At 75.1% G+C, this 23,705-nt stretch carries 20 protein-coding genes; 9 read left to right on the plus strand and 11 right to left on the minus strand.

Annotation, left to right across the window (positions count from 1 at the left end):
- Nucleotides 1-20: 20 nt before the first annotated feature.
- The 7 genes from mftF to mftA are packed head-to-tail and all read right to left on the minus strand — an operon-like array spanning nt 21 to nt 6,001.
- On the minus strand, nt 21-1,496 hold the full coding sequence (gene mftF, locus ACR80Q_RS09140) for a mycofactocin biosynthesis glycosyltransferase MftF (RefSeq protein ID WP_435377291.1): 1,476 nt from the start codon (nt 1,494-1,496) through the stop codon (nt 21-23).
- Nucleotides 1,493-2,302 carry a mycofactocin-coupled SDR family oxidoreductase gene (locus ACR80Q_RS09145; protein ID WP_435377292.1) on the minus strand — a complete coding sequence of 270 codons (810 nt, stop codon included), beginning with the start codon at nt 2,300-2,302 and terminating at the stop codon, nt 1,493-1,495. The genes mftF and ACR80Q_RS09145 overlap by 4 nt, the downstream gene beginning before the upstream one ends.
- A gap of 5 nt (nt 2,303-2,307) precedes the next feature.
- Entirely contained in the window at nt 2,308-3,066 is a 759-nt protein-coding gene (gene mftE, locus ACR80Q_RS09150; protein ID WP_435377293.1) for a mycofactocin biosynthesis peptidyl-dipeptidase MftE, read from the minus strand.
- Complete coding sequence (gene mftD / locus ACR80Q_RS09155) at nt 3,063-4,250, minus strand: pre-mycofactocin synthase MftD (RefSeq protein ID WP_435377294.1); 1,188 nt, start codon at nt 4,248-4,250, stop codon at nt 3,063-3,065. The genes mftE and mftD overlap by 4 nt, the downstream gene beginning before the upstream one ends.
- A gap of 52 nt (nt 4,251-4,302) precedes the next feature.
- Nucleotides 4,303-5,487 (minus strand): mycofactocin radical SAM maturase, encoded by a 1,185-nt coding sequence (gene mftC / locus ACR80Q_RS09160; RefSeq protein WP_435377295.1) that lies wholly within the window; start codon nt 5,485-5,487, stop codon nt 4,303-4,305.
- Nucleotides 5,484-5,819 (minus strand): mycofactocin biosynthesis chaperone MftB, encoded by a 336-nt coding sequence (gene mftB, locus ACR80Q_RS09165; RefSeq protein WP_435377296.1) that lies wholly within the window; start codon nt 5,817-5,819, stop codon nt 5,484-5,486. The genes mftC and mftB overlap by 4 nt, the downstream gene beginning before the upstream one ends.
- 2 nt (nt 5,820-5,821) lie before the next feature.
- Nucleotides 5,822-6,001, minus strand: a complete 180-nt coding sequence (gene mftA / locus ACR80Q_RS09170) for a mycofactocin precursor MftA (RefSeq protein ID WP_435377297.1) — start codon at nt 5,999-6,001, stop codon at nt 5,822-5,824.
- Between the two features lie 270 nt (nt 6,002-6,271).
- Here mftA and mdo point away from each other — a divergent pair, with 270 nt between their 5' ends.
- From mdo to mftM, 4 genes are all read left to right on the plus strand, one after another.
- Entirely contained in the window at nt 6,272-7,564 is a 1,293-nt protein-coding gene (gene mdo, locus ACR80Q_RS09175) for an NDMA-dependent methanol dehydrogenase (RefSeq protein ID WP_435377298.1), read from the plus strand.
- Between the two features lie 104 nt (nt 7,565-7,668).
- A complete protein-coding gene (locus tag ACR80Q_RS09180; protein ID WP_435377299.1) occupies nt 7,669-8,862 on the plus strand; it encodes an AAA family ATPase in 1,194 nt (397 codons plus the stop codon).
- A 26-nt stretch (nt 8,863-8,888) separates the two neighbouring features.
- Nucleotides 8,889-10,394: a VWA domain-containing protein gene (locus ACR80Q_RS09185; RefSeq protein WP_502306125.1), complete on the plus strand. Its 1,506-nt coding sequence runs from the start codon at nt 8,889-8,891 to the stop codon at nt 10,392-10,394.
- Entirely contained in the window at nt 10,391-11,332 is a 942-nt protein-coding gene (mftM, locus tag ACR80Q_RS09190) for a mycofactocin oligosaccharide methyltransferase MftM (protein ID WP_435377301.1), read from the plus strand. The genes ACR80Q_RS09185 and mftM overlap by 4 nt, the downstream gene beginning before the upstream one ends.
- Here mftM and ACR80Q_RS09195 read toward each other — a convergent pair.
- Genes ACR80Q_RS09195 through ACR80Q_RS09205 form a run of 3 tightly spaced genes read right to left on the minus strand, consistent with a single transcriptional unit; the run spans nt 11,329 to nt 14,652 of the window.
- Complete coding sequence (locus ACR80Q_RS09195; RefSeq protein ID WP_435377302.1) at nt 11,329-11,979, minus strand: MadR family response regulator transcription factor; 651 nt, start codon at nt 11,977-11,979, stop codon at nt 11,329-11,331. The two genes, mftM and ACR80Q_RS09195, sit on opposite strands and share 4 nt — an antisense overlap.
- Nucleotides 11,976-13,406, minus strand: coding sequence for a histidine kinase (locus ACR80Q_RS09200; RefSeq protein ID WP_435377303.1), 1,431 nt, complete (start codon nt 13,404-13,406; stop codon nt 11,976-11,978). Before ACR80Q_RS09200 ends, ACR80Q_RS09195 begins: the two co-directional genes overlap by 4 nt.
- 28 nt (nt 13,407-13,434) lie before the next feature.
- Complete coding sequence (locus ACR80Q_RS09205) at nt 13,435-14,652, minus strand: iron-containing alcohol dehydrogenase (RefSeq protein WP_435377304.1); 1,218 nt, start codon at nt 14,650-14,652, stop codon at nt 13,435-13,437.
- Nucleotides 14,653-14,958: 306 nt separating this feature from the next.
- On the opposite strand from ACR80Q_RS09205, the gene ACR80Q_RS09210 reads away from it, so the two are divergent.
- Nucleotides 14,959-17,853, plus strand: a complete 2,895-nt coding sequence (locus ACR80Q_RS09210; protein ID WP_435377305.1) for an FAD-binding and (Fe-S)-binding domain-containing protein — start codon at nt 14,959-14,961, stop codon at nt 17,851-17,853.
- 88 nt (nt 17,854-17,941) lie between these two features.
- Here ACR80Q_RS09210 and ACR80Q_RS09215 read toward each other — a convergent pair whose 3' ends face one another.
- A complete protein-coding gene (locus ACR80Q_RS09215; protein WP_435377306.1) occupies nt 17,942-19,537 on the minus strand; it encodes an NAD(P)/FAD-dependent oxidoreductase in 1,596 nt (531 codons plus the stop codon).
- Nucleotides 19,538-19,663: 126 nt separating this feature from the next.
- On the opposite strand from ACR80Q_RS09215, the gene ACR80Q_RS09220 reads away from it, so the two are divergent.
- From ACR80Q_RS09220 to ACR80Q_RS09235, 4 genes are read left to right on the plus strand one after another with little or no spacing between them, the layout of a single operon-like run.
- On the plus strand, nt 19,664-20,191 hold the full coding sequence (locus ACR80Q_RS09220; RefSeq protein WP_435377307.1) for a gamma-glutamylcyclotransferase family protein: 528 nt from the start codon (nt 19,664-19,666) through the stop codon (nt 20,189-20,191).
- A gap of 11 nt (nt 20,192-20,202) precedes the next feature.
- The gene (gene gnd / locus ACR80Q_RS09225) at nt 20,203-21,645 is read left to right on the plus strand and encodes an NADP-dependent phosphogluconate dehydrogenase (RefSeq protein WP_435377308.1); all 1,443 of its coding nucleotides are present in this window, start codon (nt 20,203-20,205) and stop codon (nt 21,643-21,645) included.
- A complete protein-coding gene (locus tag ACR80Q_RS09230) occupies nt 21,645-22,433 on the plus strand; it encodes a DsbA family protein (protein ID WP_435377309.1) in 789 nt (262 codons plus the stop codon). Before gnd ends, ACR80Q_RS09230 begins: the two co-directional genes overlap by 1 nt.
- Before the next feature lies 1 nt (nt 22,434).
- A complete protein-coding gene (locus tag ACR80Q_RS09235; RefSeq protein WP_435377310.1) occupies nt 22,435-23,685 on the plus strand; it encodes an amidohydrolase in 1,251 nt (416 codons plus the stop codon).
- Nucleotides 23,686-23,705: the final 20 nt, after the last annotated feature.

The raw sequence follows: 23,705 nt of genomic DNA on the forward strand, positions 1-23,705 counted from the left end.
GCGTCACCGCCGGGCGGGGCTCAGCGCAGCCGCGGCAGCAACGGCCCGGGCCGGCGTCGCCGGAGGCAGCCCTGCCACACGCCCCAGCCGTAGGCCAGGTCGTCCAGGCGGCGGGCCAGGACGTAGCGCGGCAGGTCGAGGGCGGGTCGGGTGCGCCGGTGGTCCAGGACGCCGTCCACCACCGCCGCGACCAGTACGGCCCGGCGGGCCCGGCGGGAGACCAGGCAGGCCAGGGCCGACAGCGGCCACCAGGTGCGCACCAGCGCCGACGCCGTCTGCAGCAGCGCCCCCACCGTGGTGCGCGGCGCAGTGCGCACCGCGGCCTCGACCGGGTGGGGGCAGGCCCGCAGCCGCCGGGCCAGCCGGGCCGTCGCCGCGGCCTGGACCGCCACCGCGACCGGCACCGACCAGGGCCGCTGGGCCAGCAGGGCCGCGACCAGCAGCGCCGACCACAGCGGGGTGGCCAGCGGCGGCACCTGGCCGGGGTGGCGCAGGTCGAGCTCGGCGGCGCCCGTGCCGTAGAACGCCTTGCGCCGCAGCCACGCCCCGACCCGGGTGCGGTGGTCGTGACGCACCGTCGAGGCGGGCTCGTAGCGGCACCGCCAGCCCTGCTCGTGGACCCGCCAGAGCAAGTCGACGTCCTCGGCCACCCGCAGGGTCTCGTCGAAGCCGTCGCCCAGCGCGCGGACCCGGGCCACGAGCGCCGCGCTCGGCACGTAGGACACGCGCCCGCCGGGCTGCACCCGGGCCGGGCGCGGGCCCAGGTCGAGCGACGAGCGGGCGTGCTCGTAGGCCGCGACCCACCCCGACCCGGCCGTCGTCCCCGCGGGCGGCCCGGACGCCCCGGACGCTCCGGACGCCCCGGGCGGCCCGCCGACGAGTCCGGCGATGCGCGGGGCGACGAGGCCGACCAAAGGGTCCGCCAGCTGGCCGAGCAGCGGGTCGAGCCAGCCCGGGTCGGGCACGACGTCGGAGTCCAGGAACGCGACCACGTCCGTGCGCACCTCGCGCAGGCCCGTGTTGCGGGCGGCGGCCGGCCCGCGGGACGTCGGGTGGCGCAGCAGGGTGCGACCGGGGCCGGTGACGACCCGCGCCGTGGGTCCGGGGTCCGACGACCCGTCGTCCACCACCACGACCTGGCCGACCGGCGGCAGCGACGCCAGCAGCCGCGCCAGCCCGGCCGGGTTGTCCCGGACCGGGACCACCACGGTGACGTCGGCCGCCGTGGGGCACCCGGGCAGGCCGGGGTCGGCCTCGGGGTGGGCGAGGCCGCGGTCGGTGAGCCGCCGGGCCAGCACCCCGGCGACCCGGTCGGTGACGACCACGCGCCCGTCGACGACGCGGGACACCGCCGCCGGGCGCAGCACCAGCATGACCGCGGGGGACCCGCCCAGCAGGATGCGGCCCCCGTCGCCGCTGACGACGTCGGGGTCCAGGACGCACACCGTGCCCACCGGCACCGGGCCGTCCCCCGGCCCGCGGGCCGTGGTGCTCACCCCGCGAACCCGCCGTCGGCGTGGACCACCGTGCCCGTGACCGCCGAGGCGGCCGGGGAGCACAGCCACGCCACCGTGGCCGCGACCTCGGCCGTGTCCAGCACCCGTCCCCCCTGCCGCTCGGCCAGCTGCGTCAGGCCCGCGTCGCCCGCCAGGCCGTACAGGTCGGCGGTGGCCCGCAGCATGGGCGTGGCCGTCGACCCGGGGGACACGGCCGTCGCGGTGACCCCGGTGCCCACCAGGTCCGCCGCCAGCCCGCGCACCAGCCCGAGCACCGCGTGCTTGGCCGCGCAGTAGGCCGCCAGGTGCCACAGGCCGGTGTGCGCGGCCGCCGAGGCCAGGGCGACGACCCGCCCCTGCCGCGGTGCGGGGCGCTCGAGCATCACGGGGACCGCGGCCTGCACCAGGTGCAGCACCCCCAGCACGTCGACGTCGAGCAGGGCGTGCACCTGCGCCGCCGGGGTCTGCCACAGCGGCTGCCCGCCCGCCACCACGGCCGCGGCGGCGACAGCCACGTCGAGGCCGCCGAAGCGCTCGCGGGCCACGTCCACGGCGCCGCGCACCGCGTCCGGGTCGCGGACGTCGGCGATGACGGTGACGACCTGGCGCGGCCACCGCGCGGCCAGCGCGTCCAGGTCCTCGGGCCGGGACAGCGGGTAGCCGACGGCGGGGTCGTCGGCGCACGAGTCGACGGCCACGACGGACAGCCCGTCGGCCACGAGCGCCGCGACGGTGGCGGCGCCGATGCCCCGGCCGGCCCCGGTGACCACGGCCACGCGACGGGCCCCGGGCGGTGCGGCAGCCACGGCCGTCACGCCGACCGGGGCGACGCGACGGCCAGCAACCGGCCGTCCGCCCCGACCTGCCAGGCCGTCGTGGCCCTGCGCGCGCGCACCAGCATGTCCGCCAGGGCTGCGGCACCTTCGGCCGGGTCGGCGCCCGTGGGGTCGCCCAGGACGCCGTTGGCGCTGACCCCCCGCACCCCGTCGGCGCGCAGCCGACCGAGCAGCTGCTCGACCGGGGCCACCACGCCGGGCCGGGCCCGACCGGTGCGCACGTCGGCGGGGGCCAGGTGCAGCAGCAGCGAGGTCTCCGTGCGGCCGGCGTGCGCGTCCGGGGCGGGCACGGCCGACCGTGGCACCGTGCACGGCCACCAGGCGGCGTCCGACCCCTCCTGCCGCAGCAGGTCGACGGCCCCGGCCAGCGCCCGGGCGTTGCCGCCGTGCCCGTTGACCAGCAGCAGCCGCCCGGACCACGACCGCGCGGACCGGCCGAGCTCGACCACGGCCAGCCGCAGCACCTCCAGGCCCACCGACACCGTGCCGGGGAACCCGTCGTGCTCCCCGCTGGCGCCGTAGGCGAGGGGAGGCGCCAGCACGGGGTCCAGGTCGGGGTGGTCCGCGTGCAGGTCCTGCACCAGGGCCCGGGCGAGCGCCTCCGCGACCACGGAGTCGGTGCCCAGGGGCAGGTGCGGTCCGTGCTGCTCGGTCGAGCCCACCGGGACCACCAGCAGCGGCCGACGACCCTCGAGCTCGGTCCAGGTCAGGCGGGCGAGCGTGGGGACGCTCACGCCGACGTCCCGACCCCCAGCTCCCGCACGAAGCCGGGAGGGACCAGGACGTCGTCGGGGGTCAGGTCGCGGATGCTGCCGTGGCCGAGCGCGAGCAGCGTGGAGTCGATGCCGCCCCGCAGCACGTCCAGCACGTTCTCGACCCCGGCCTGGCCGTTGGCGGCCAGCCCCCACAGGTAGGCGCGCCCGATCATGACCGCCCGGGCCCCCAGCGCGACGGCCTTGACGACGTCGCTGCCCCGGCGGATGCCGCCGTCCAGCACCACCTCGACCTGGTCACCGACCGCGTCGACCACCGAGGGCAGCATGCGGATGGGGGCCGGGGTGCCGTCGAGGTTGTTGCCGCCGTGGTTGGACACCGAGATCGCCGTCACGTCCGCGTCGACCGCGCGCCGGGCGTCGTCCACGCGCGAGATGCCCTTGAGCATGAACGGCCCGCCCCACTGCTCGCGCAGCCAGGCCACGTCGTCCCATGACGGCGGCGGCGTCATCATCCACTCGCCGTAGGCACCGAAGAACGTCGGCGCCTGCTTGCCGGGCTCGCCGATGTTGGGGGCCCGCAGGTCGGGGATGCCGCCGGAGCGCAGGAACCGGTACAGGAACCGCGGCCGCACGAGGGCCTCCGGGGCGAACCGGGCCATCGCCTTGAGGTCCATCGTCTCCGGGATGGTCGGGCTGCCCCAGTCCCGGCCGTGGCTGAACGACCAGTCGAGGGTGACGATCAGCCCCTTCGCGCCGGCCGCCCTGGCCCGGTCCAGCCGCCGCACGATCGTGTCCTTGTCGCCCTGCCAGTACACCTGGAAGAACGTCTGCGGGTTCGCCGCCACCACCTCGTGCAGCGGCTTGCTGGCGAACGAGCTGAGCCCGATGACCGTGCCGCGGGCGGCCGCGGCCCGGGCCACGGCGACCTCGCCGTCGGGGTGCACGGCCTGCACCCCGGTGGGGGAGCAGATCACCGGCAGCGAGATGGCCTGGCCCATGACGCTCGTGCTCAGGTCGCGCTCCGCGTGCGCCCCCGCCACGTGGGGGGCGAAGCCCAGCTCGCCGAACGCGGTGAGGTTGTCCTGGTAGCTGACCCCCCGCTCCGAGCCCGCCAGCAGGGCCTTGTAGACCGAGCGGGGCAGCCGCTTCTTCGCGCGGCGCTGCGCCTCGGCCACCGTCTCGAACCAGGCCGCGTTGCCCATGGGGGTTCCTCCGTCGTCTGTGGTGCGCGGGGTGGTGCGGTCGGTCCGGGGCTCAGACCGGCCTGGTGTCGCAGGCGCGGTCCACGCGCCGGGCCGGCATGCCGAGCGGCACCGGGACGCGCGCCCCGGGCTTGGAGTGGTCCACCCCCGAGCGGGGTGGGACGACCCCGGCCGAGGCGGCCAGGGCGCTCTCGCCGTGGCCCAGGACGCACTCGGGGTCCGGGCCGTCCAGGGGCAGGCCGGTGAAGAACTTGGCCGCCATGCAGCCGCCGCGGCAGGAGTCGAACGCGCTGCAGCGGGTGCAGGCCCCGCCGGTCTGCGGGTTGCGCAGGTCGGCGAACAGCTCCGAGTCCCGCCACACGCCCGTGAAGCCGTCGGGGCTGCGGACGTTGCCGGCCAGGAACGAGTCGTGGATGGCGAACGGGCACGCGTACACGTCGCCGACGGGGTCGATGAGGCAGACCACGCGTCCCGCCCCGCACAGGTTGAGCCCGGGCAGCGGCTCGCCCAGCGCGGACAGGTGGAAGAACGAGTCACCGGTCAGCACGCCCTCGCCGTTGGCCAGCAGCCACGCGTACAGCTCGCGCTGCTGGGCCGCGGTGGGGTGCAGGTCGTCCCAGGAGTCCGCACCGCGACCGGACGGGCGCAGCCGGGTGACCCGCAGCACCGCGCCGTACCGGGCGGCCAGGGCGGCGAAGTCGTCCAGCTGGCCGACGTTGTGCCGGGTGACGACCACCGACAGCTTGACGTCGCCCGCTCCGGCCTCGGCCAGGTTCTCCAGCGCGCGCAGCGCCGTCGCGTAGGACCCGGCGCCGCGCACGGCGTCGTTGACCTCGGCCGTGGCGCCGTCCATGGACACCTGCACGTCCACGTAGTCCGTGGCGGCGATCCGCTGCGCCCGCAGCCGGTCGATGCGCACCCCGTTGGTGGAGAACTTGACGCCGACCTGGTGGTCGACGGCGTAGTCGAGCAGGTGCCAGAAGTCGGGCCGGATGGTGGGCTCACCGCCGCCGACGTTGACGTAGAACACCTGCATCGCCTGCAGCTCGTCGATGACGTGCTCGGCCTCCGCGGTGCTCAGCTCGCGCGGGTCGCGGCGGCCGGAGCTGGACAGGCAGTGCACGCACGCGAGGTTGCAGGCGTAGGTGAGTTCCCAGGTCAGGCAGATGGGCGATGTCAGGCCGTGCTCGAAGCGGTCGAGCAGCCGGCGGGACGGGGCGGCGGGCGTGAGGGTCATGCGGGGACCTCCTGGTCGGTGGTGGCCCGGCCGCGGAGGCGGACCATGCCGCCCGCGGCCAGCGCGAGCAGGCCGCGCTCGAGGGCGGCCCGCTCGCGCGGCGGGGCGTCGGTGCCGAGGACGTCGTCCAGGGCGGCCGCGGCGCTCGGTGCCCCGGCCAGGGCGCGCACCGCCCCCAGCAGGGGCAGGCTGGTGACGAAGCTGAGCCGGCGGGTGCCGAAGTGGTAGAGCAGCGCCCCGAAGTCCTCCTCGCGCACCGACACGGCCGGGTGGACCTCCCAGGCGTCGTCGAGCCCGTCGGGTCCCGGGGGTGCGTCCGCTGGCCCGGCCACGGTCAGTACACGCCGCACATGCCGTCGATGGACACCTCGTCGACCAGCGTCTCGTCCAGCAGGTCCTCGGTCGCCGGAGCACCGGCCGGCTGGTCGGCGGCCTGCGCGTCGGTGGCCTGCGCGTCGGCGGCCGGCACGTCCTGCTCGGCGGTCCGGTCGTCCAGGGCCGTCGTGTCGTCCATGGCTGTCCTCCTCGTCGAGGGCCGGGCGGCTGCGGTGCCGCCGACGTGCCCGTGGGGTGCCGACGGTAGGGACAGCGACCGGCCGCCGAACACCCTCCCGGGACCGGAACCGTCCCAACGGGCACCCCTACCTGCCCGGTCGGGCAGGTGCCCTCCCCACCGTGCGGAGGGACCCCGGACAGGGTCTCGCCGGAGCCCTTTCTGCCTCCGCCGCGGGCGTCCTACGTTCACCCCGACCGCAACGGTGCGGACGACGGAGAGAGGATCGCCATGCAGGTCGAAGAGCTGCTCAAGCCCTTCCCGATCAAGGAGTTCCACCCGTTCCCGCGAGCCCTCATGGGCCCGGGGGCGCACGAGCTCATCGGTCCGGAAGCGAAGAAGCTGGGGTTCCGCAAGACCCTCGTCATGACGTCGGGCCTGCGGGGCACCGACATCGTCCACAAGATCGTCGAGTCGATGCGCTACCACGGCCTCGAGGTCGTGGTCTACGACAAGGTGGAGTCCAACCCCAAGGACTACAACGTCATGGACGCCGTCGCGATGTACCAGGAGAACACCTGCGACAGCTTCGTCTCCATCGGGGGCGGCTCGTCGCACGACGCGTGCAAGGGCGCCCGCATCTCGGTGGCCCACGACGGTCGCAACGTCAACGAGTTCGAGGGCTTCAACAAGTCCGAGAACCCGCAGAACCCGCCCCACATCGCGGTCTCCACCACGGCCGGCACCGGCTCGGAGACGTCGTGGGCCTACGTCATCACCGACACCACGACCGACCCCGACAACCCCCACAAGTACGTCGCCTTCGACGACGCCTCGGTCGCGACCCTGGCCGTCGACGACCCGGTGCTCTACTTCGACTGTCCGGTCGACTACACCGCCCAGTGCGGGTTCGACGTGCTGGCCCACGCGAGCGAGCCGTACGTCTCGCGGCTGAACTTCCAGCCGTCGCTCGGCAACGCGCTGCACGCCATCAAGCTGACGTCCGAGCACCTGCGGGCGGCCGTCTGGAACGGCCAGGACCTGGTCGGACGGGAGGGGATGATGTACGCGCAGTACATCGCCGCCCAGGCGTTCAATTCCGGTGGGCTCGGCATCATCCACTCCATCTCGCACGCGGTGAGCGCGTTCTACGACACCCACCACGGCCTGAACAACGCCATCGCCCTGCCCCGGGTGTGGGCGTTCAACATGCCCTCGCAGTACAAGCGGTTCGCGGACATCGCCCGGGCCATGGGCATCGACACCCACGGCATGACCGACGTGCAGGCCGCCGACGCGGCGCTGGGCGCGGCGATCCGGCTGCTGCGCGACGTCGGCATCCCCGAGAAGTTCACCGACGTGACGGCGACGTCGTACTCCAAGAACCGCCTCGGCCAGGGGCCCACGGCGTTCTACGAGAACGCGGCGGTCATCACCGGGGACGACAAGGACGTCGACCGGATCACCCACCACGTGCTGGGTGACGCGTGCACGCCCGGCAACGCGAAGGAGTGCACCTTCGAGACGGTGCGCCCCGTCGTGGACCACTGCATGAACGGCGACCTGGACGACCTGCTCACCTGAGCCGCGTCCCCCTCGCCCCCGACCTGGTGCGGGCGCGCGTGCCCCCCGCGCGCGCCCGCACCCGGACACCCGAACCGGCCACCCGAACCGACCACGGAGAGCCCATGCCCGACGACGTGCCCGATGACGTGCCCGACTTCGCCGACGTCGACGACGTCCTGACCCGCTTCGAGGAGCACGGCTACCTGGCCGACCGGCGCCTGGCCACGACCGTGTTCCTGCAGACCCGGCTGGGAAGACCCGTCCTGCTGGAGGGTCCGGCCGGGGTGGGCAAGACCCAGCTGGCGCTGTCGCTCGCCGCGGCCACGGGGCGCCGGCTGATGCGGCTGCAGTGCTACGAGGGCCAGGACGAGACCAAGGCGCTGTACGACTGGGACTACGGCAAGCAGCTGCTGTACACACAGATCCTGCGCGAGAAGATCGGCCAGGTCGTCGGGGACGCCACCAGCCTCCACGACGCCGTCGAGCGCATCGGCGCCGAGGACAGCGTCTTCTTCTCCGAGCGGTTCCTCGCGCCGCGGCCGCTGCTGGAGGCCATCCGCTCGCCCGAGCCGGTGGTCCTGCTCATCGACGAGGTCGACCGGGCCGACGAGGCGCTGGAGGCCGTGCTGCTGGAGACGCTGGCCGAGAACCAGGTGTCGGTGCCGGAGATCGGCACGTTCGTGGCCCGCCACGTGCCGTACGTCGTGCTGACGTCCAACAACACCCGCGACCTGTCCGCCGCGCTCAAGCGCCGCTGCCTGCACCTGTTCATCGACTACCCGGACCCCACCCGCGAGCTGGAGATCGTCCGCTCCAAGGACACCGGTCTGCCCGACGCGCTGGCGCAGCGCCTCGTCGACGTCGTGCGGGGCATCCGCGACCTGGAGCTGCGCAAGCCGCCCAGCATCTCCGAGACCGTCGACTGGGCCCGGACCCTGGCGGTGCTGGGGGTGGCCGAGCTCGACGCCGCCGTGCTGTCGGAGACCGCCAGCGTCGTAGTCAAGTACGAGCGCGACCTGCAGCGGACCGTGGCCGCGCTGCCTCGGCTGGTCGACCCCAACGCGGACGTCCCCACGCACCTGCCCGGCGCCCACGGTCACCACCACGACGCGGACCACGACCACGGCCCCGGCCACGACGCGGACCACGGCCCCGACGGTGTGGCGGTGCGGGCGGCCAAGGACACGCCCGGTCGGCACGACGAGGCGTACTACGGCGCGCCCGCCGCCGCCGGGCCCGCCCGGCGCCCGACCACACCGGCGGGTCAGGGCGCACGGTCCTTCGCCGCCGGGCTCGGCCGGCGCCGGAGCGGGTAGCCGTGGACGGCGCGGTCCACCGCTTCGTGCGGTTCCTGCGGCTGCACGGTGTCCGGGTGAGCACCCCGGAGCTGGTCGACGCGGCCGTGGCGGCCGCCCAGCCGGGTGTGCTGCACGACCGGGCCACGCTGCGGGCCGCGCTGACGGTGACCCTGGTCAAGGAGCGGCGCGACCTGGAGGTGTTCGACCGGGTCTTCGACGCGTTCTTCGGCCTGCAACGGGTCCTCGCCGGTGAGGACGGCGGCCACGGCCACGCCCACGACGACCTCAGCGACGAGGAGGACGTCGAGCAGTTCACGCTGTCGGAGGAGCCCTCGCAGAGCCCCCAGCAGGGTCACTCCCACGGCAAACCGGCGGACATCCGCGACTTCTTCGACCGGGAGGACCTGGCCGAGCAGTACAACCGCCACCAGGAGGCCGACAAGCTGGACCTGGCCTCGATGACGGACGAGGTCGTGCTGTCCACCGACCAGGAGAGCACGGCCGACCAGGCCGCCCGGGTGCAGCTGAGCACCGAGCGCTTCGCCCACGACGGCCCGCCGGGGGACCTGGCCACGGACCCCGGGCCGTCGGTCGACGTGGCCCTGACGGCCGGGCAGGAGCAGGCGCTGCTGGACTGGCTGGAGGCGGCGGGCGAGGACGGCGGCGACGTGGACCCCGACGAGCTGGCCGAGCTGCGGCGGCGCCTCGGCGGGCTGCTGTCGGACCTGCCCGAGCGCCTCCGGGAGTACCTGCAGCGCCTCGTCGAGCTCGAGGACCGGCAGGTGGAGACCCGCGACGTCACCACGAGCCAGCGTCGTCGGGTGGACGAGCAGGAGCGCGCCGCGCTGGAGGAGGCGCTGCGCCGCGTGGTCCGCAGCCTGCACGGCGCGCCCCGGCCGCGGCGGCGCGAGTCCGCCCACGGCCGGATCAGCGGGGGCCGGACCATGCGGGCCAACATGCGCTACGACGGCGTCCCGTTCCGCCCGGTCACGGTGTCGCGGGTGGAGGACCGGCCGCGTCTGGTCGTCCTGGCGGACGTGTCGCTGTCGGTCCGGGCCTCCACGGCGTTCACGCTGCAGCTCGTGCACGGCCTGCAGAGCCACGTCCGCGCCGTCAGGAGCTTCGCGTTCGTGGCCGACGTGGTCGAGATCACCGACCTGTTCGCCGAGCACCAGGCCGAGGAGGCGCTGGGCCTGGTGGTCGCGGGCCTGCCTGCGGGCGGGGTCCTCGACGTGGACGCCGACTCCGACTACGGCAGCGTCTTCACCGCGTTCCTGGACGAGCACGGCCCGGCCCTCACCCGGCAGAGCACCCTGCTGGTGCTCGGCGACGGCCGCGGCAACAGCCGGGAGCCGGGTCTGGTGGCGTTCGAGGAGATGACCCGGCGGGTCCGGGAGACGGTCTGGCTGACCCCGGAGCCGCGCTACTCCTGGGGCCTGGGCAGCTGCGACCTGCCGCGCTACGCCGAGCTCTGCGACCGGGTGCAGGTGGTGCAGGACCTGAGCGGCCTGGAACGAGTGTCCCTGCAGGCGTCGGGGGCACGGGCATGAGGTCGGTGCCGCTGGACCGGGCCGGGCCGCGCCCGATCGACCCGTTGGCCCCGATGCCCCCCGGTCGGTACGAGGACGACCTGGTCGTGGTGGTGCGGGCGGCCGTCGGGCCGGTGCCCGGTCCCGCGGCGCCCGTGGTGACCGAGCACTTCGAGACCGCGTCCGACCCCGACGGGCGGCTGCTGCTGCGGCACCGGCTGCGCCCGGACCAGGTCGACGACGACCTGGCCGGGCTGCTGCAGGCCGAGCTGTTCGGGCCGGGCTGGCTGACCGGCAGCGAGGTGTTCGAGCGCTGCTTCACCGGGGTGGTGCGCTCCTGCCACGACGACGCGCTCCAGGCGTGGGAGCGGTTCTACCGCAACACGCTGGCGCGGCTCCAGGCCCCGGCGGGGCCCGAGGCCGCGGACCGCAGACCGTGGCACGGCTCACTGGAGGAGTTCGCGCCCGTGCACCGACGCGGCCTGGCGGAGGTCACCCTCGGGCCCGTCCTAGACCTGGGGTCCTGCTTCGGCTTCTTCCCCCTGCAGCTGGCCGGGCGGGGGGAGCAGGTGACGGCCAGCGACGTGAGCGAGGGCACGATGCGGCTCCTGGCCGCGGTCGCGCCGCGCCTGGGAGGGGCCCTGGACGTGCTGCGCTGCGACGCGGCGCGGGTGCCGCTGCCCGACGGTGCGGTGCGCACGGTGACGGCGCTACACCTGCTGGAGCACGTGCCCGAGGACCACGGCCGGGCCGTGCTGGCCGAGGCGTGCCGGCTGGCCACAGACCGGGTCGTGCTCGCGGTGCCCCTGGAGGACGAGGCCACCGCGGCGTACGGGCACGTCCGCACGCTGACCCTGGCGGACCTGCGCCGCCTCGGCCGCAGCAGCGGCTGGGCGTGGCGGGTGACCGAGGACCACGGCGGCTGGCTGGTGCTGGACCGGCCCGGCCCCATCACCTAGATCAGACCCCGCTTGCTGGCGGCGTAGACGGCCTCGGCTCGCCGGGACACCTCCATCTTGCGCATCAGGTTGCCCACGTGGAACTTGACCGTCGTCTCCGACACGAACAGCCGTCGGGCGATCTCGCGGTTGGAGTGCCCGCGGGCCAGCAGCCGCAGCACCTCCAGCTCGCGCTCGGTCAGCGCCCTGGCCCGCCCGCCCCCGGGGGTGGCCTGGCTCATGCTGCGCACCATCGCGGCCGCGGAGCGGGAGTCGAAGGCGCTCTCGCCGCGCTGCACCGCCCGGATCGCCCGCACCAGCTCGGAGGTGTCGACGTCCTTGACCACGTAACCGGTCGCCCCGTTGTGGATCGCCTGCACTACGAGGCGCTCCTCGAGCAGGCTGGTCAGCACCAGGATCCCTAGGTCCGGGTGCGCGCGGTGCAGCCTCCCGCACAGCTCCAGGCCCTCGGTGTCCGAGGTCGGCGACAGCTTGAGGTCCAGCAGCACCACGTCGGGCCGGGTGGCCGCCACCACGTCGAGCGCGTCCTGGCCGCCGCCGGACTCCCCGATCACCCGCAGGTCCGGCTCGCGCTCCAGGACCAGGCGCAGTCCGTGGCGGACCACGGCGTGGTCGTCCACGACGACGATGTCGACGCCCGGGTTCACGGCGATGGCCTCGCCGGGCCGGTCTGCTCGCGGACCGCCTCGACCGGCAGGTCGACGTCGATCCGGACCCCGCCCATCCGTGACCGGTGCACCGCGAAGCGGCCGCCCACCTCGCGGGCCCGCTCCGCCATGTTGACCAGACCCCGGTGGCGGCCGTCGCCGTCACCCACCTGCTCCAGGCGCAGCAGACGGCGCAGCGCGGCGGGGTCGCCCTGGCCGTCGTCGGCGATGCTGAGCCGCAGGCCCCCGTCCCGGCCGTGCACCAGCCGCACCACGGCCCGGCGCGCCCCGGCGTGCGCGGCGACGTTGAACAGCGCCTCGCCGGCGATGCGGGCCAGGGCGTGGCAGGTGTCGGGCGTGAGGTCGTGGGGGGAGCCCTCGATGCGCAGGGCGGTGTCCAGGTGCATGCGGTGCTGGTCGGTGACCCGTTGCAGCAGACCGGGCAGGTCGTGCCCGGCCGCGCCGTCGCCGTGCTCGTGCGACAGCGCCCAGATGGCGTGCCGCAGCTGCTCGACCGCCTCGGCCGTCAGCGACCGGGCGTGGTCCAGACGGGCCGCGACCTGCTGCCCGGTCTCGCCCAGGGCGGCCGCGTCGGTGGCGCAGATGTCCACCAGCATCCCGGCCGACAGCACCTGCTGGGTGACGCTGTCGTGCAGCTCGCGGGCGATGCGGTGCCGTTCCACGTCCAGCAGCTCCCGCTGGGTGGCGGCCACCAGCCGGGCGTTGACGTCCTCGAGCTCCCGGTTGCGCTGGGCCAGGTCGGCGGCCTGCCGCGAAGCCTCCTCGTACAGCCGCTCGCTGCGGGTCCGGAGCCGGACGCTCTCCTGGTACAGCGCCGCGTTGTGCACCGCGACCGCCGCCTGGTTTGCCAGCGTGCGCAGCACCGGCAGGTCGGCGGGCTGCACGGCCATCCCCGGCTGCGGGGCCAGCGAGAGCGCCCCCACGGAGCGCCCGTCCAGGGTCGCCCGGACCCGGTGCCACGGCCCCGCCGGGGTGGCCGCGGCCGCGTCGCTGGGACGACGGTCCTCGGCCCAGCGGCCCTCCCGCAGCCGCTCGACCTCCGCCGCGACCCACGTCGGCAGCCGGGGGTCCACCACGTCGGCCAGCGACCCGTCGGGCCGCACCACCAGGTAGCGGGGCGAGGCCGCCGGCAGCTCCCTGCGCCCGAAAGCCAGCACCACCGCCTGCGCGGGCACGTGCTGCACAGCCGCCCGCAGCACCGCCTCCAGCACCGTCCTCGGTCCGGCGACGGTCTGCACGAGCGCGCGGGAGATGTCGTCCATCGAGGCCACGGCCGTCGCCAGCCGTTCCGCGGTGCGCCGGTACTCCAGGTAGTAGCCGTGCTTGCCCGACCGGACGCCCGTCAGGACGGCCAGGCTCGGTGCCGGGACCCCGGCGGTGCCGTCCCGCACCGGCTCGGGAGTCATCACCCGGACCGTGACGGCACTTCGGGTGTCACAGCGCGGCCCGGAACAGCGCCTCGATGTCGCCGTGCGTCGAGTCGCGGGGGTTCGTCGTCAGGCAGGCGTCCTCCAGGGTGGTCCGGGCCAGCTGGGCGACGTTGGCGTCGCAGACCCCCAGCTCCCGCAGCCCCCGGGGCACACCGACCCGGTCACCGAGCTCGCGCACCACGTCCGCCAGCGCCCACGCCGCGTCCGTCGCGTCCAGCCGCGAGGTGTCGATCCCGACCGCCGAGGCCAGCGGCACGAACCGGGTCGCGTCCTGCTCCGCGTTCCAGCGGATCACGTGCGGCAGCAGGACCCCGTTGACCACGCCGTGCGGGGCGTCCAGCAGACCCCCCACCTGGTGGCTCATGGCGTGCGTCGCTCCCAGGATCGCGTTGCTGAAGGCCAGCCCGGCCTCCAGGCTGGCCTGTGCCATCGACGCCCGCGCCTGCAGGTCCGTCGGTCGGGTGACCGTCAGGTCCAGGTTCGAGGTGACCAGGCGCACCGCGTTCAGGGCGTGGCCGTCGGCCAGCGGGTTGTGAGCCCGGGAGACGAACGCCTCGATGCCGTGGGTCAGCGCGTCCAGGCCCGTGGCCGCGTTCAGCAGCTCCGGCATGGTCGTGAGCAACCGTGGGTCGGTGATGGACACGTCGGGGACCAGCGCGCGGCCGATGATGGTCACCTTGACCGAGCGCACGGTGTCCGACACGACGCAGAACTGCGAGACGTCGGCCCCGGTACCCGACGTCGACGGGATCATCACCAGCGGCGGGATGGGCTGGGACACCCGGTCGATCCCGGCGTAGTCGAGGATGCTCCCGCCGTTGCCCGACAGGATCGCCACGCCCTTGGCGGCGTCGATGCACGACCCGCCGCCGATGGCGATGATCACGTCGCTGCCGGACGCCGCGTAGCACTGCGACGCCGCCGCGACCTCGTGGTCCTTCGGGTTGGGCGTCACCCCGGACCAGACGGTCGGGTGCAGGCCGGCCTCGCGCAGGTGGCCCAGCAGCTCGGCCACCCACCCGGCCTCGATGAGGCCGGGGTCGGTGACGACGAACGGGCGGGCGGCGCCCAGGCGAGTGGCTACGAAACCCGCCTCGGCCAGCGACCCGTGGCCGAAGACGACCTCGGGGGCGTGGAACTTGACCAGCGGCAGCGGGGCGTGACCGTGGTTGGCCTCGCGGGCGGTGCGCTGCCTCGGCGTCGTCGCACTGAGCACGGCCATGGTCCTCCTTGCGGTGCCCACCTGTCGTCGGGGGGACCGCGCCCACGTCGTAGGGGGTACGTGTGGTGACGGTACACGCGCAGGGACCTCCCGAACGGGGGTCCGTACCTTCGACCAGGCCCCACCTGCCCGATCGGGCAGGTGGCCCGGGCCGCCGGCTCGGGGCCACCGCCGACCGCCCCGGCGACGTGGGACCGGTCGGGGTGGGACCGGTCGCTGGGCCCGGTCGCTGGGCCCGTGCAGCCTCAGGGCACACTGGCCGCAGCACGGACCGGCCGGTCCGAGAGACCCCGGAGGGCTGCAGCCGTGACCATCCTCGAGGAGTCCCCGGCCGTGGGGGCGGACGGCCGTGAGGTCGTCGACCGGCTGCGACGCGTGGTCGGCCCGCAGGTCGACGACGGCGTCCGGGTCCGGGCCGAGTACTCCACCGACGCGTCCAACTACCGGGTCGTCCCGGCCGCCGTCGTGGTCGCACGCGACGTCGACGACGTGCTCGCCGTGGCGCAGGTGTGCCGCGAGACCGGCACCCCGCTGACCATGCGCGGCGGCGGCACCTCGGTCGCGGGCAACGCGGTCGGGCCCGGGGTCGTCCTGGACGTCAGCCGGCACCTGACCCGCATCCACGACGTCGACCCCGAGGCCCGCACCGCCACCGTCGACCCCGGTGTCGTGCTCACCTCGCTGCAGGCGGCCGCCCGCCCGCACGGGCTCCGCTTCGGACCCGACCCGTCGACGCAGGCCCGCTGCACCCTCGGCGGCATGATCGGCAACAACGCCTGCGGTCCGCACGCCGTGGCCTACGGCCGCACCGCCGACAACGTCGTCGCCCTCGACGTCCTCGACGGCACCGGGCGGCGCTTCACCGCCGGTGCCGGCGACGAGCCTGTCCCCGGCGTCCACGCCCTGGTCGACGCCCACCTGGGCCTGGTCCGCACCGAGCTCGGCCGGTTCGGCCGGCAGGTGTCCGGCTACTCCCTGGAGCACCTGCTGCCCGAGAACGGTCGCGACCTGGCCAAGGCCCTGGTCGGCACCGAGGGCACCTGCGGCGTCGTCCTGGGCGCCACCGTCCGGCTCGTCGACCTGGCCCCGGCCACCGCGCTCGCGGTGCTCGGCTACCCCGACATGGCCTCGGCCGCCGACGCCGTCCCCGCCCTGCTGCCCCACGCCCCGCTCGCGGTCGAGGGCATCGACGCGCGCCTGGTCGACGTGGTCCGCCGGCACAAGGGCGACGCGGCTGTGCCCGCGCTGCCCGAGGGCGGCGGCTGGCTGTTCGTCGAGGTCGGCGGGGCCGACGAGGCCGAGGCGTTCGCCGCCGCCCGCCGTCTCGCCGCCGACGCCGGCACCACCGCCGTCCGCGTCGTCCCGCCGGGCCCGGAGGCCCTGGCGTTGTGGCGCATCCGCGAGGACGGCGCCGGGCTGGCCGGCCGCACCGCCACCGGGGCGCAGGCGTGGCCCGGCTGGGAGGACGCCGCCGTCCCGCCCGAGCGCCTCGGTGACTACCTGCGCGGGTTCGAGCAGCTGATGAAGGCCCACGACGTCGACGGCCTGGCCTACGGCCACTTCGGCGACGGCTGCGTCCACGTCCGGATCGACCTGCCCCTGGCCGAGGCGCCGGCCCGGCTGCGGCCGTTCCTCGAGCAGGCCACCGACCTGGTCGTGTCCCACGGCGGGTCGTTGTCCGGGGAGCACGGGGACGGTCGCGCCCGCAGCGAGCTGCTGGGTCGGATGTACTCCGCGGAGGCGCTGCAGCTGTTCGCCGGGTTCAAGCACCTGTTCGACCCCGACGACCTGCTCAACCCCGGCGTCCTCGTCCGCCCCGACGCCGTCGACGTCAACCTGCGCCGTCCGCAGGCGCACCCGACCATGCCCGCCGGCGGGTTCTCGCTGCTGCACGACTCCGGCGACCTGACCCGGGCCGTGCACCGCTGCGTCGGGGTGGGCAAGTGCCGCGCCGACACCGGGGCCGCGGGCGGCTTCATGTGCCCGTCGTTCCTGGCCACCGGTCAGGAGAAGGACTCCACCCGGGCCCGGGCCCGGGTGCTGCAGGAGGTCACCAACGGCACCCTGGTCGGCGGGGTCGACCACCCGGCCGTCGCGGAGTCGCTCGACCTGTGCCTGTCGTGCAAGGCGTGCGCCAGCGACTGCCCGGCCGGGGTCGACATGGCCACCTACAAGTCCGAGGTGCTGCACCGGACCTGGAAGGGGCGGCTGCGCCCGGTGACGCACTACTCGCTCGGCTGGCTGCCGCGCTGGTCCGCCCTGGTCGGGGCGGTGCCCGGGCTGGCGGCCGTGCTCAACGTCGTGCTGTCGGTCGGTCCGCTGCGCCGGCTGGTGCTACGGCTGGGGGGCATGGACCCGCGTCGGTCGGTGCCCCGGTTCGCGACCCGGACGCTGCGGCAGCGGTGGGCGGGCGACCGGGAGGGCGGGCGGCAGCCCGACGGGGTCGCGGGCCTCGCGACCCCCGCGCCCGTGCGGGACCGGGTCGTGCTGTGGGCCGACTCGTTCACCGACGGCTTCAGCCCCGACGTCGGCGGCGCCGCGCGACGGGTGCTCACCGACGCCGGGTACGACGTGGTGCTCGCCGGTCCGGGCGCCTGCTGCGGCCTGACCTGGATCTCCACCGGACAGCTCGACGGCGCCCGCACCCGGCTGCGCGGCACCCTCGACGTGCTGGGCCCGTTCGTCGACGCCGGTCTGCCGGTCGTCGGGCTGGAACCGTCCTGCACCGCGGCCCTGCGTGGCGACCTGCCGGAGCTGCTGCCCGAGGACCCCCGCGCCGCCCGGGTCTCGGCCGCCGTCCGCACCTTGGCCGAGCTGCTCACCGACCGGGTCGCCGCCGGCTGGAGCCCGCCCGACCTGAGCGGTCTGGACGTCCTGGCCCAGCCGCACTGCCACCAGCACGCCGAGATGGGCTACCGCGCCGACCTGGCCCTGCTCCGCGGCGCCGGCGCCCAGGTCCGGGCGCTCGCCGGCTGCTGCGGGCTGGCCGGCAACTTCGGCATGGAGGCAGGGCACTACGACGTCTCGGTGGCCGTCGCCGAGCACGCCCTGCTGCCCGCGCTGCGCGAGGCCGCCCCGGGCACGGTCCTGCTGGCCGACGGCTTCAGCTGCCGCACCCAGGCCGACGACCTGGCCGGCGTCCAGGGCCGCCACCTGGCCCAGGTCCTGGCCGACCGCCTGCCCACCCCCGCCCACCCATGAGGGGTGGCACGCGGTGGGGTCGTGATCCGTCGCCCGGACGGGCCTGATCGCGACCACTGCGCGTGCCAGCCACGCCCGTGACCGGTGGCTACCGGTCCTGCGTCGGGTCGGGGTCCGGGAGCGTGCCGGCCGCCTCGGTCAGCGCCCCGTCCTCGTCGACCGGCAGGTCGGCGGCGCCCTCACCGGCCCGGCCGCCGTGGATGCCCTGGTCGACGTCGTCACCCGTCACCGGGGTGGTGGACGAGGCGTGGTCGGCGTCCTCGCCCTGCGCCGGGGACGTCTGCTCGGGGGACGTCGGCGCCGGGGCCGCCCCCGTGAAGGCCGCCACCGACGCGCGCGGACCGGTCCGCTTGATGACCGTCCGGGCGATGATCTGCTGCTGGGTGACCGCGCGCTCGGACCGGCCGCGGCCGAGGAACGTGATGGTCCACTTCAGCAGCGTCGTCACCCGGTTCTTGAAGCCGACGAGGTACAGCAGGTGGACCGCCAGCCACAGCACCCACGCGACGAAGCCCGACAGGTTGAGCCGGCCGACGCTCGCCACGGCGTGGAACCGCGAGATGGTCGCCATCGACCCCTTGTCCTTGTAGCGGAACGGCTGACCGGTCGGCTCGCCCAGCAGCGACCGGCGGATCTCGCGGGCGGTGTGCTGACCGCCCTGGATGGCGACCTGGGCCACCCCCGGCAGCCGGTCCAGGGAGGCCATGTCGCCGACGACGTGCACCTCGGGGTGGCCGGGCAGCGTCAGGTCGGGCTCGACGCACACCCGGCCGGCTCGGTCGAGCTCGGCCCCGGACTGCTCGGCGAGCGTCCGTCCCAGCTCGCTGCCCTGCACCCCCGCGGCCCACACCTTGCAGCGGGAGTCGATCCGGCGGCGCGTGCCGTCGCCGTCCTCCACCTCGATCCCGAACCGGTCGACGCCCACGACCTTGGCGCCCAGCTGGACCTCGACGCCCATCTTCTCCAGCCGCGCCCGCGCGCGTTCTCCCAGCGCCTCGCCGAAACCACCCGGCAGCACCCGCGGGGCGGCGTCGAGCAGGATGATCCGCGCCGACGTCGGGTCGATGCGGCGGAAGTCGCGGCGGAGCGTCTGGCTGGAGAGCTCGGCGATCTGGCCGGCCATCTCGACCCCGGTCGGCCCGGCCCCCACCACGACGAAGGTCAGCAGCTTCTCGACCTCGGCCTCGTCCCACGCCAGCTCGGCCAGCTCGAACGCGCCGAAGATGCGCCCGCGCAGCTCCAGCGCGTCGTCGATGGACTTCATGCCGGGGGCCCACTCGGCGAACTGGTCGTTGCCGAAGTAGGACTGCCCGGCCCCGGCCGCCACGACGAGGTGGTCGTAGCTGGTGACGGTCGTCCCGTCGAGCACCTGCGAGGTGACCGTCCGGGCGGTCAGGTCGATCGCGGTGACGTCCCCCAGCAGCACGGTCGCGTTGGGCTGGTTGTTGAGCACCTCACGGGTGGACGGGGCGATGTCGCCCTCGGACAGGATCCCCGTGGCCACCTGGTAGAGCAGCGGCTGGAACAGGTGGTGGGAGGTCCGCGAGACCAGGGTGATGTCGACCTCCGCCCGGCGCAGCCCCTGCGCGGCGAACAGGCCGCCGAACCCCGACCCGACGACCACCACGTGCGGGCGGCCCGTGTCGCGGACCGGTGCGACCCGGGTGGGCGTGGTCTGGCTCATGGTGGCCTCCGATGCCGGCCTGGTGGCCTGCTGCTCGCGGGTGGCTGGACGACCCAGCCTCCCAGCGCGGGGCCGCCGGTGCGAGACGTGGGGCGAGCCGGGCCGGGAGTGCAGCACCCTGTCCGGGTGAGCCGTACCCCGCACCCGCCTGCCGTGGCCGACCGCGACCTGCCCGTGCTGCTGGCCGTGTACGGCACCCTGCGCCGCGGCTGCCGCAACCACCACGTGCTGGCCGGGAGCGAGCACGTCCGGGACGGTGCCGTCGCCGGTGTCCTGCACGAGATCGTCGTCCCGCTGCGCCTGGACTACAGCTACCCGCTGCTCGTCGTGCCGTCGCCCGGCGCCGACGTCCCCCGCGCCGACCACCCCCGCGCCGACGGCCCCAGGGTGGTGGTGGAGGTCTACCGGGTGACCGACCCGCAGGTCCTGGCCCGCCTCGACGTCCTGGAGGCCTACGACCCGGACCACCCCGGCACGTCGGAGTACGTCCGCGCCCGGGTGCCGCTGCTCGGCCGCGACGGCGCCGACGCCCACGACGGCCTCGACGAGCCCGACCGCCAGGTGCAGACCTACGTCTACGCAGGTGCCGTGGCCGAGCAGGGCCCCGTCCTGCCTGGTGGCGACTGGTGCACGCACAAGGGTGCCCTCGGGTAGACAATGCCAGCATGAGCGCAACTGCTGACGTCGGAGTTGTCGGGCTGGCCGTGATGGGCAGCAACCTCGCGAGGAACCTGGCTCGCAACGGCCACACGGTGGCCGTCTACAACCGGACGACGGCACGGACCGACGAGCTGATCGCCCAGCACGTGGCCGACGGCAACTTCGTGCCGAACGCCGAGCTGGCCGACTTCGTCGCCTCCCTCACGACCCCGCGCTGCGTGATCGTCATGGTGCAGGCGGGGCGGGGGACCGACGCGGTGGTCGACGGCCTGGCCGAGCTGATGGAGCCGGGTGACATGGTCGTCGACGGCGGCAACGCCCTGTTCGGGGACACCATCCGCCGCACCGAGGCCCTGGCGGCGCGGGGCCTGCACTTCGTCGGCGCCGGGATCTCCGGCGGTGAGGAGGGGGCCCTGAACGGTCCCTCGATCATGGTCGGCGGCTCCGCCGAGGCCTACGAGACCCTGGGCCCGATCGTCGAGAGCATCGCCGCGGTCGTCGACGGGACGCCGTGCGCGGCCCACCTGGGCACCGACGGCGCCGGGCACTTCGTCAAGATGGTCCACAACGGCATCGAGTACGCCGACATGCAGCTCATCGGCGAGGCGTACGACCTGCTCCGCAACGTGGCCGGCCTCGAGCCCGCCGCGATCGCGGACGTCTTCCGGGACTGGAACACCGGCGAGCTCGACAGCTTCCTCATCGAGATCACCGCCGAGGTCCTCGGCCACGTCGACGAGGCCACGGGCCGGCCGTTCGTGGACGTCGTCCTGGACCAGGCCGGCATGAAGGGCACCGGCACCTGGACGGTGCAGACCGCCCTCAGCCTGGGCACCCCCGTCAGCGGGATCGCCGAGGCCGTGTTCGCCCGGGCCCTGTCCAGCCACCGTGAGACCCGTGACGCCGTCCAGGCCGCCTACGGCGTCTCGACCGGGTCCACCGTCCCCGTCCCCGACGACGTCCCGGCCTTCGTCGAGGCCGTCCGGCGGGCGCTGTACGCGTCCAAGATCGTCAGCTACGCCCAGGGCTTCGACATGCTCGCGGCCGGCGCGCAGGAGCACGGCTGGGACCTGGACATGGGGCAGATCGCGACCATCTGGCGCGGCGGCTGCATCATCCGGGCGCGCTTCCTCGACCGGATCACCGAGGCCTACGCCGACGAGCCGGGGCTGGTGAGCCTGCTGGCCGCCCCGGTCTTCGTCGAGGCCCTGACCGGTGCGGGCGAGGCGTGGCGCGAGGTCGTCGCGACCGCCGCGCGCGCCGGGGTCCCGGCCCCCGGGTTCTCCGCCGCGCTCGCCGCCTTCGACGGTGCGCGCCGCGACCGGCTCCCGGCGGCCGTCATCCAGGGCCAGCGCGACCTGTTCGGCGCGCACACCTACCGCCGCGTGGACCGCGAGGGGTCCTTCCACGTCATGTGGGGAGAGGACCACCGCGAGGTGGAGGTCTGATGGCCCGCAACCTCGACCCCAGGGCCCGCGAGGCCAAGCTCGAGGCCATCCGCCGGCAGAACGCCGCCGACGCGAAGCGGGCCCGCACGCTCTCGATCGTCGCGGCCGTGGTCGTCGTCGTGCTGGTGGTCGTCGTGGTGGTGGTCATCGCCCTGACCTCCCGCGGCGGGGGCGACGACGAGGCGGCCGAGGTGGTCCTGCCGCAGAGCACCCGGCTCACCGTCGCCGACGACGAGAACAGCGGGGGCTTCGTCATCGGCGAGGAGGGCCCCGTCGAGCTCGTCGTCTTCGAGGACTTCCAGTGCCCCGCCTGCAAGGCCTTCGAGGAGACCTCGGGCGCCTACCTCGCGGAGCTGGCGGCCGGGACCGACGTCACCGTCGTCAAGCGGCCCATCAGCATCCTCGACCGGGTCAGCGACACGCAGTACTCGACCCGGTCCGCGGCCGCCGCCGCCTGCGTGGGCAGCACGGGCGACGACGAGGCGTACGAGGCGTTCGCGGCCGCGCTGTTCGCCGAGCAGCCCGACGAGACCGCCGCCGGTGAGGGGCTGAGCGACGAGCGCCTCAGCGAGATCGCCACCGACGCCGGCGCCGACGTCGGCGACTGCATCGCCGACGGCACCTACCTCGGGTGGGTGAGCGTCACCACCGAGTCCGCGGACGCCCAGCTCGAGCGGCTCAGCACGCCGACCGTCCTGGTCGACGGCGAGGTCGTCGCCGGCACCGAGAGCTCCCCGCCCGGCCCCGACCAGCTGCGGGCGGCGGTCGCCGCCGCCGCCGCGGGCTGAGGTGGCCACCGAGGGGTTCACGGGAGCCCCCGTCGGCCCGGGCCGGGACGTCGCCCTGGTCGGCGGTCGCGTGGTCCCGGTCGACGGCGAGGTGCTCGAGCGCGGCACGGTGCTCGTGCGCGACGGCCGCATCGCCGCCGTCGGCCCCCTCGACGACGTCCCCGTGCCCGACGGGGTGCCGGTGCACGACGTGGCCGGGCGCTGGGTGCTGCCCGGCTTCGTCGAGGCCCACGGCCACCTGGGCATCTTCGAGGACGGCGAGGACTGGCCGGGTCGCGACCACAACGAGATGACCGACCCCAACACCGCCCGGCTGCGGGCGATGGACGCGGTCAACCCCGCCGACGTCGCCTTCGTCGACGCGCTCGGCGGGGGGGTGACCTCGGTCGTCGTCAAGCCGGGGTCCGGCAACGTGGTCGGCGGTCGGACGGTGGCCCTGAAGACCTGGGGTCGCACCGTGGACGAGATGTGCTTCCGCGAGCCGGCCAGCCTGAAGAGCGCCCTGGGCGAGAACCCCAAGCGGGTCCATGGCGACAAGCAGCGGCTGCCCAGCACCCGGATGGGGGTCGCCTCGGTGGTCCGGGACGCCCTGGACCGGGCGCTGTACCACCGGGCGCAGCAGCTGCAGGCGGCCGACCGCGGTGAGATCGGCCCGCCGCCGGACCCCACCAGCGACACCCTGCTGCTGGCCCTGGACGGCGAGGTGCCGTGGTGCCAGCACGCCCACCGCGCCGACGACATCGCGACGGCGCTGCGGCTGGCCCGGGAGTACGGCTACCGGCTGGTCCTCAACCACGCCACCGAGGGCCAGATGCTGGCCGAGGAGCTGGCGGCCGCCGACATCCCCTGCCTGGTCGGGCCCACCCTCGGCTCACGGTCCAAGGTCGAGCTGCGTCACCGCACCCTGCGCACCCCGGCATTGCTGCACGCCGCCGGGGTCCGGGTCGGGCTGAGCACCGACCACCCGGTCGTACCGATCGCGTTCCTGGTCCACCAGGCCACGTTCGCGGTCAAGGAGGGCCTGCCCGCCGAGGAGGCGCTGCGGGCGATCACCGTCAACCCCGCCCGGTTCCTCGGCCTGGACGACCGGGTCGGCTCGTTGACGCCGGGGCTGGACGGCGACGTGGTGGTGTGGGACGGCGACCCGCTCGACGTGATGAGCCGGGCCCTGACGACCTACGTGCAGGGTCGCCGGGTCTACGACTTCGACGTCGCGGCGATGGTGGGCCGCGCGGCCGACCCGTGGCCGTGACGCCGCCCTCCGGGGTCCGG

This window comes from Aquipuribacter aurantiacus (assembly GCF_051216895.1).
Lineage (GTDB): Bacteria > Actinomycetota > Actinomycetes > Actinomycetales > JBBAYJ01 > Aquipuribacter.

Excerpts from the sequence above, each read along its gene's own strand:
- ACR80Q_RS09215 (WP_435377306.1), bottom strand. The coding sequence starts at position 19,537 with ATGAGCCAGACCACGCCCACCCGGGTCGCACCGGTCCGCGACACGGGC.
- ACR80Q_RS09180 (WP_435377299.1), top strand. The coding sequence starts at position 7,669 with ATGCCCGACGACGTGCCCGATGACGTGCCCGACTTCGCCGACGTCGAC.
- ACR80Q_RS09200 (WP_435377303.1), bottom strand. The coding sequence starts at position 13,406 with ATGACTCCCGAGCCGGTGCGGGACGGCACCGCCGGGGTCCCGGCACCG.
- ACR80Q_RS09230 (WP_435377309.1), top strand. The coding sequence starts at position 21,645 with ATGGCCCGCAACCTCGACCCCAGGGCCCGCGAGGCCAAGCTCGAGGCC.
- mftD (WP_435377294.1), bottom strand. The coding sequence starts at position 4,250 with ATGGGCAACGCGGCCTGGTTCGAGACGGTGGCCGAGGCGCAGCGCCGC.
- mftA (WP_435377297.1), bottom strand. The coding sequence starts at position 6,001 with ATGGACGACACGACGGCCCTGGACGACCGGACCGCCGAGCAGGACGTG.
- ACR80Q_RS09205 (WP_435377304.1), bottom strand. The coding sequence starts at position 14,652 with ATGGCCGTGCTCAGTGCGACGACGCCGAGGCAGCGCACCGCCCGCGAG.
- gnd (WP_435377308.1), top strand. The coding sequence starts at position 20,203 with ATGAGCGCAACTGCTGACGTCGGAGTTGTCGGGCTGGCCGTGATGGGC.
- mdo (WP_435377298.1), top strand. The coding sequence starts at position 6,272 with ATGCAGGTCGAAGAGCTGCTCAAGCCCTTCCCGATCAAGGAGTTCCAC.
- mftM (WP_435377301.1), top strand. The coding sequence starts at position 10,391 with ATGAGGTCGGTGCCGCTGGACCGGGCCGGGCCGCGCCCGATCGACCCG.
- mftC (WP_435377295.1), bottom strand. The coding sequence starts at position 5,487 with ATGACCCTCACGCCCGCCGCCCCGTCCCGCCGGCTGCTCGACCGCTTC.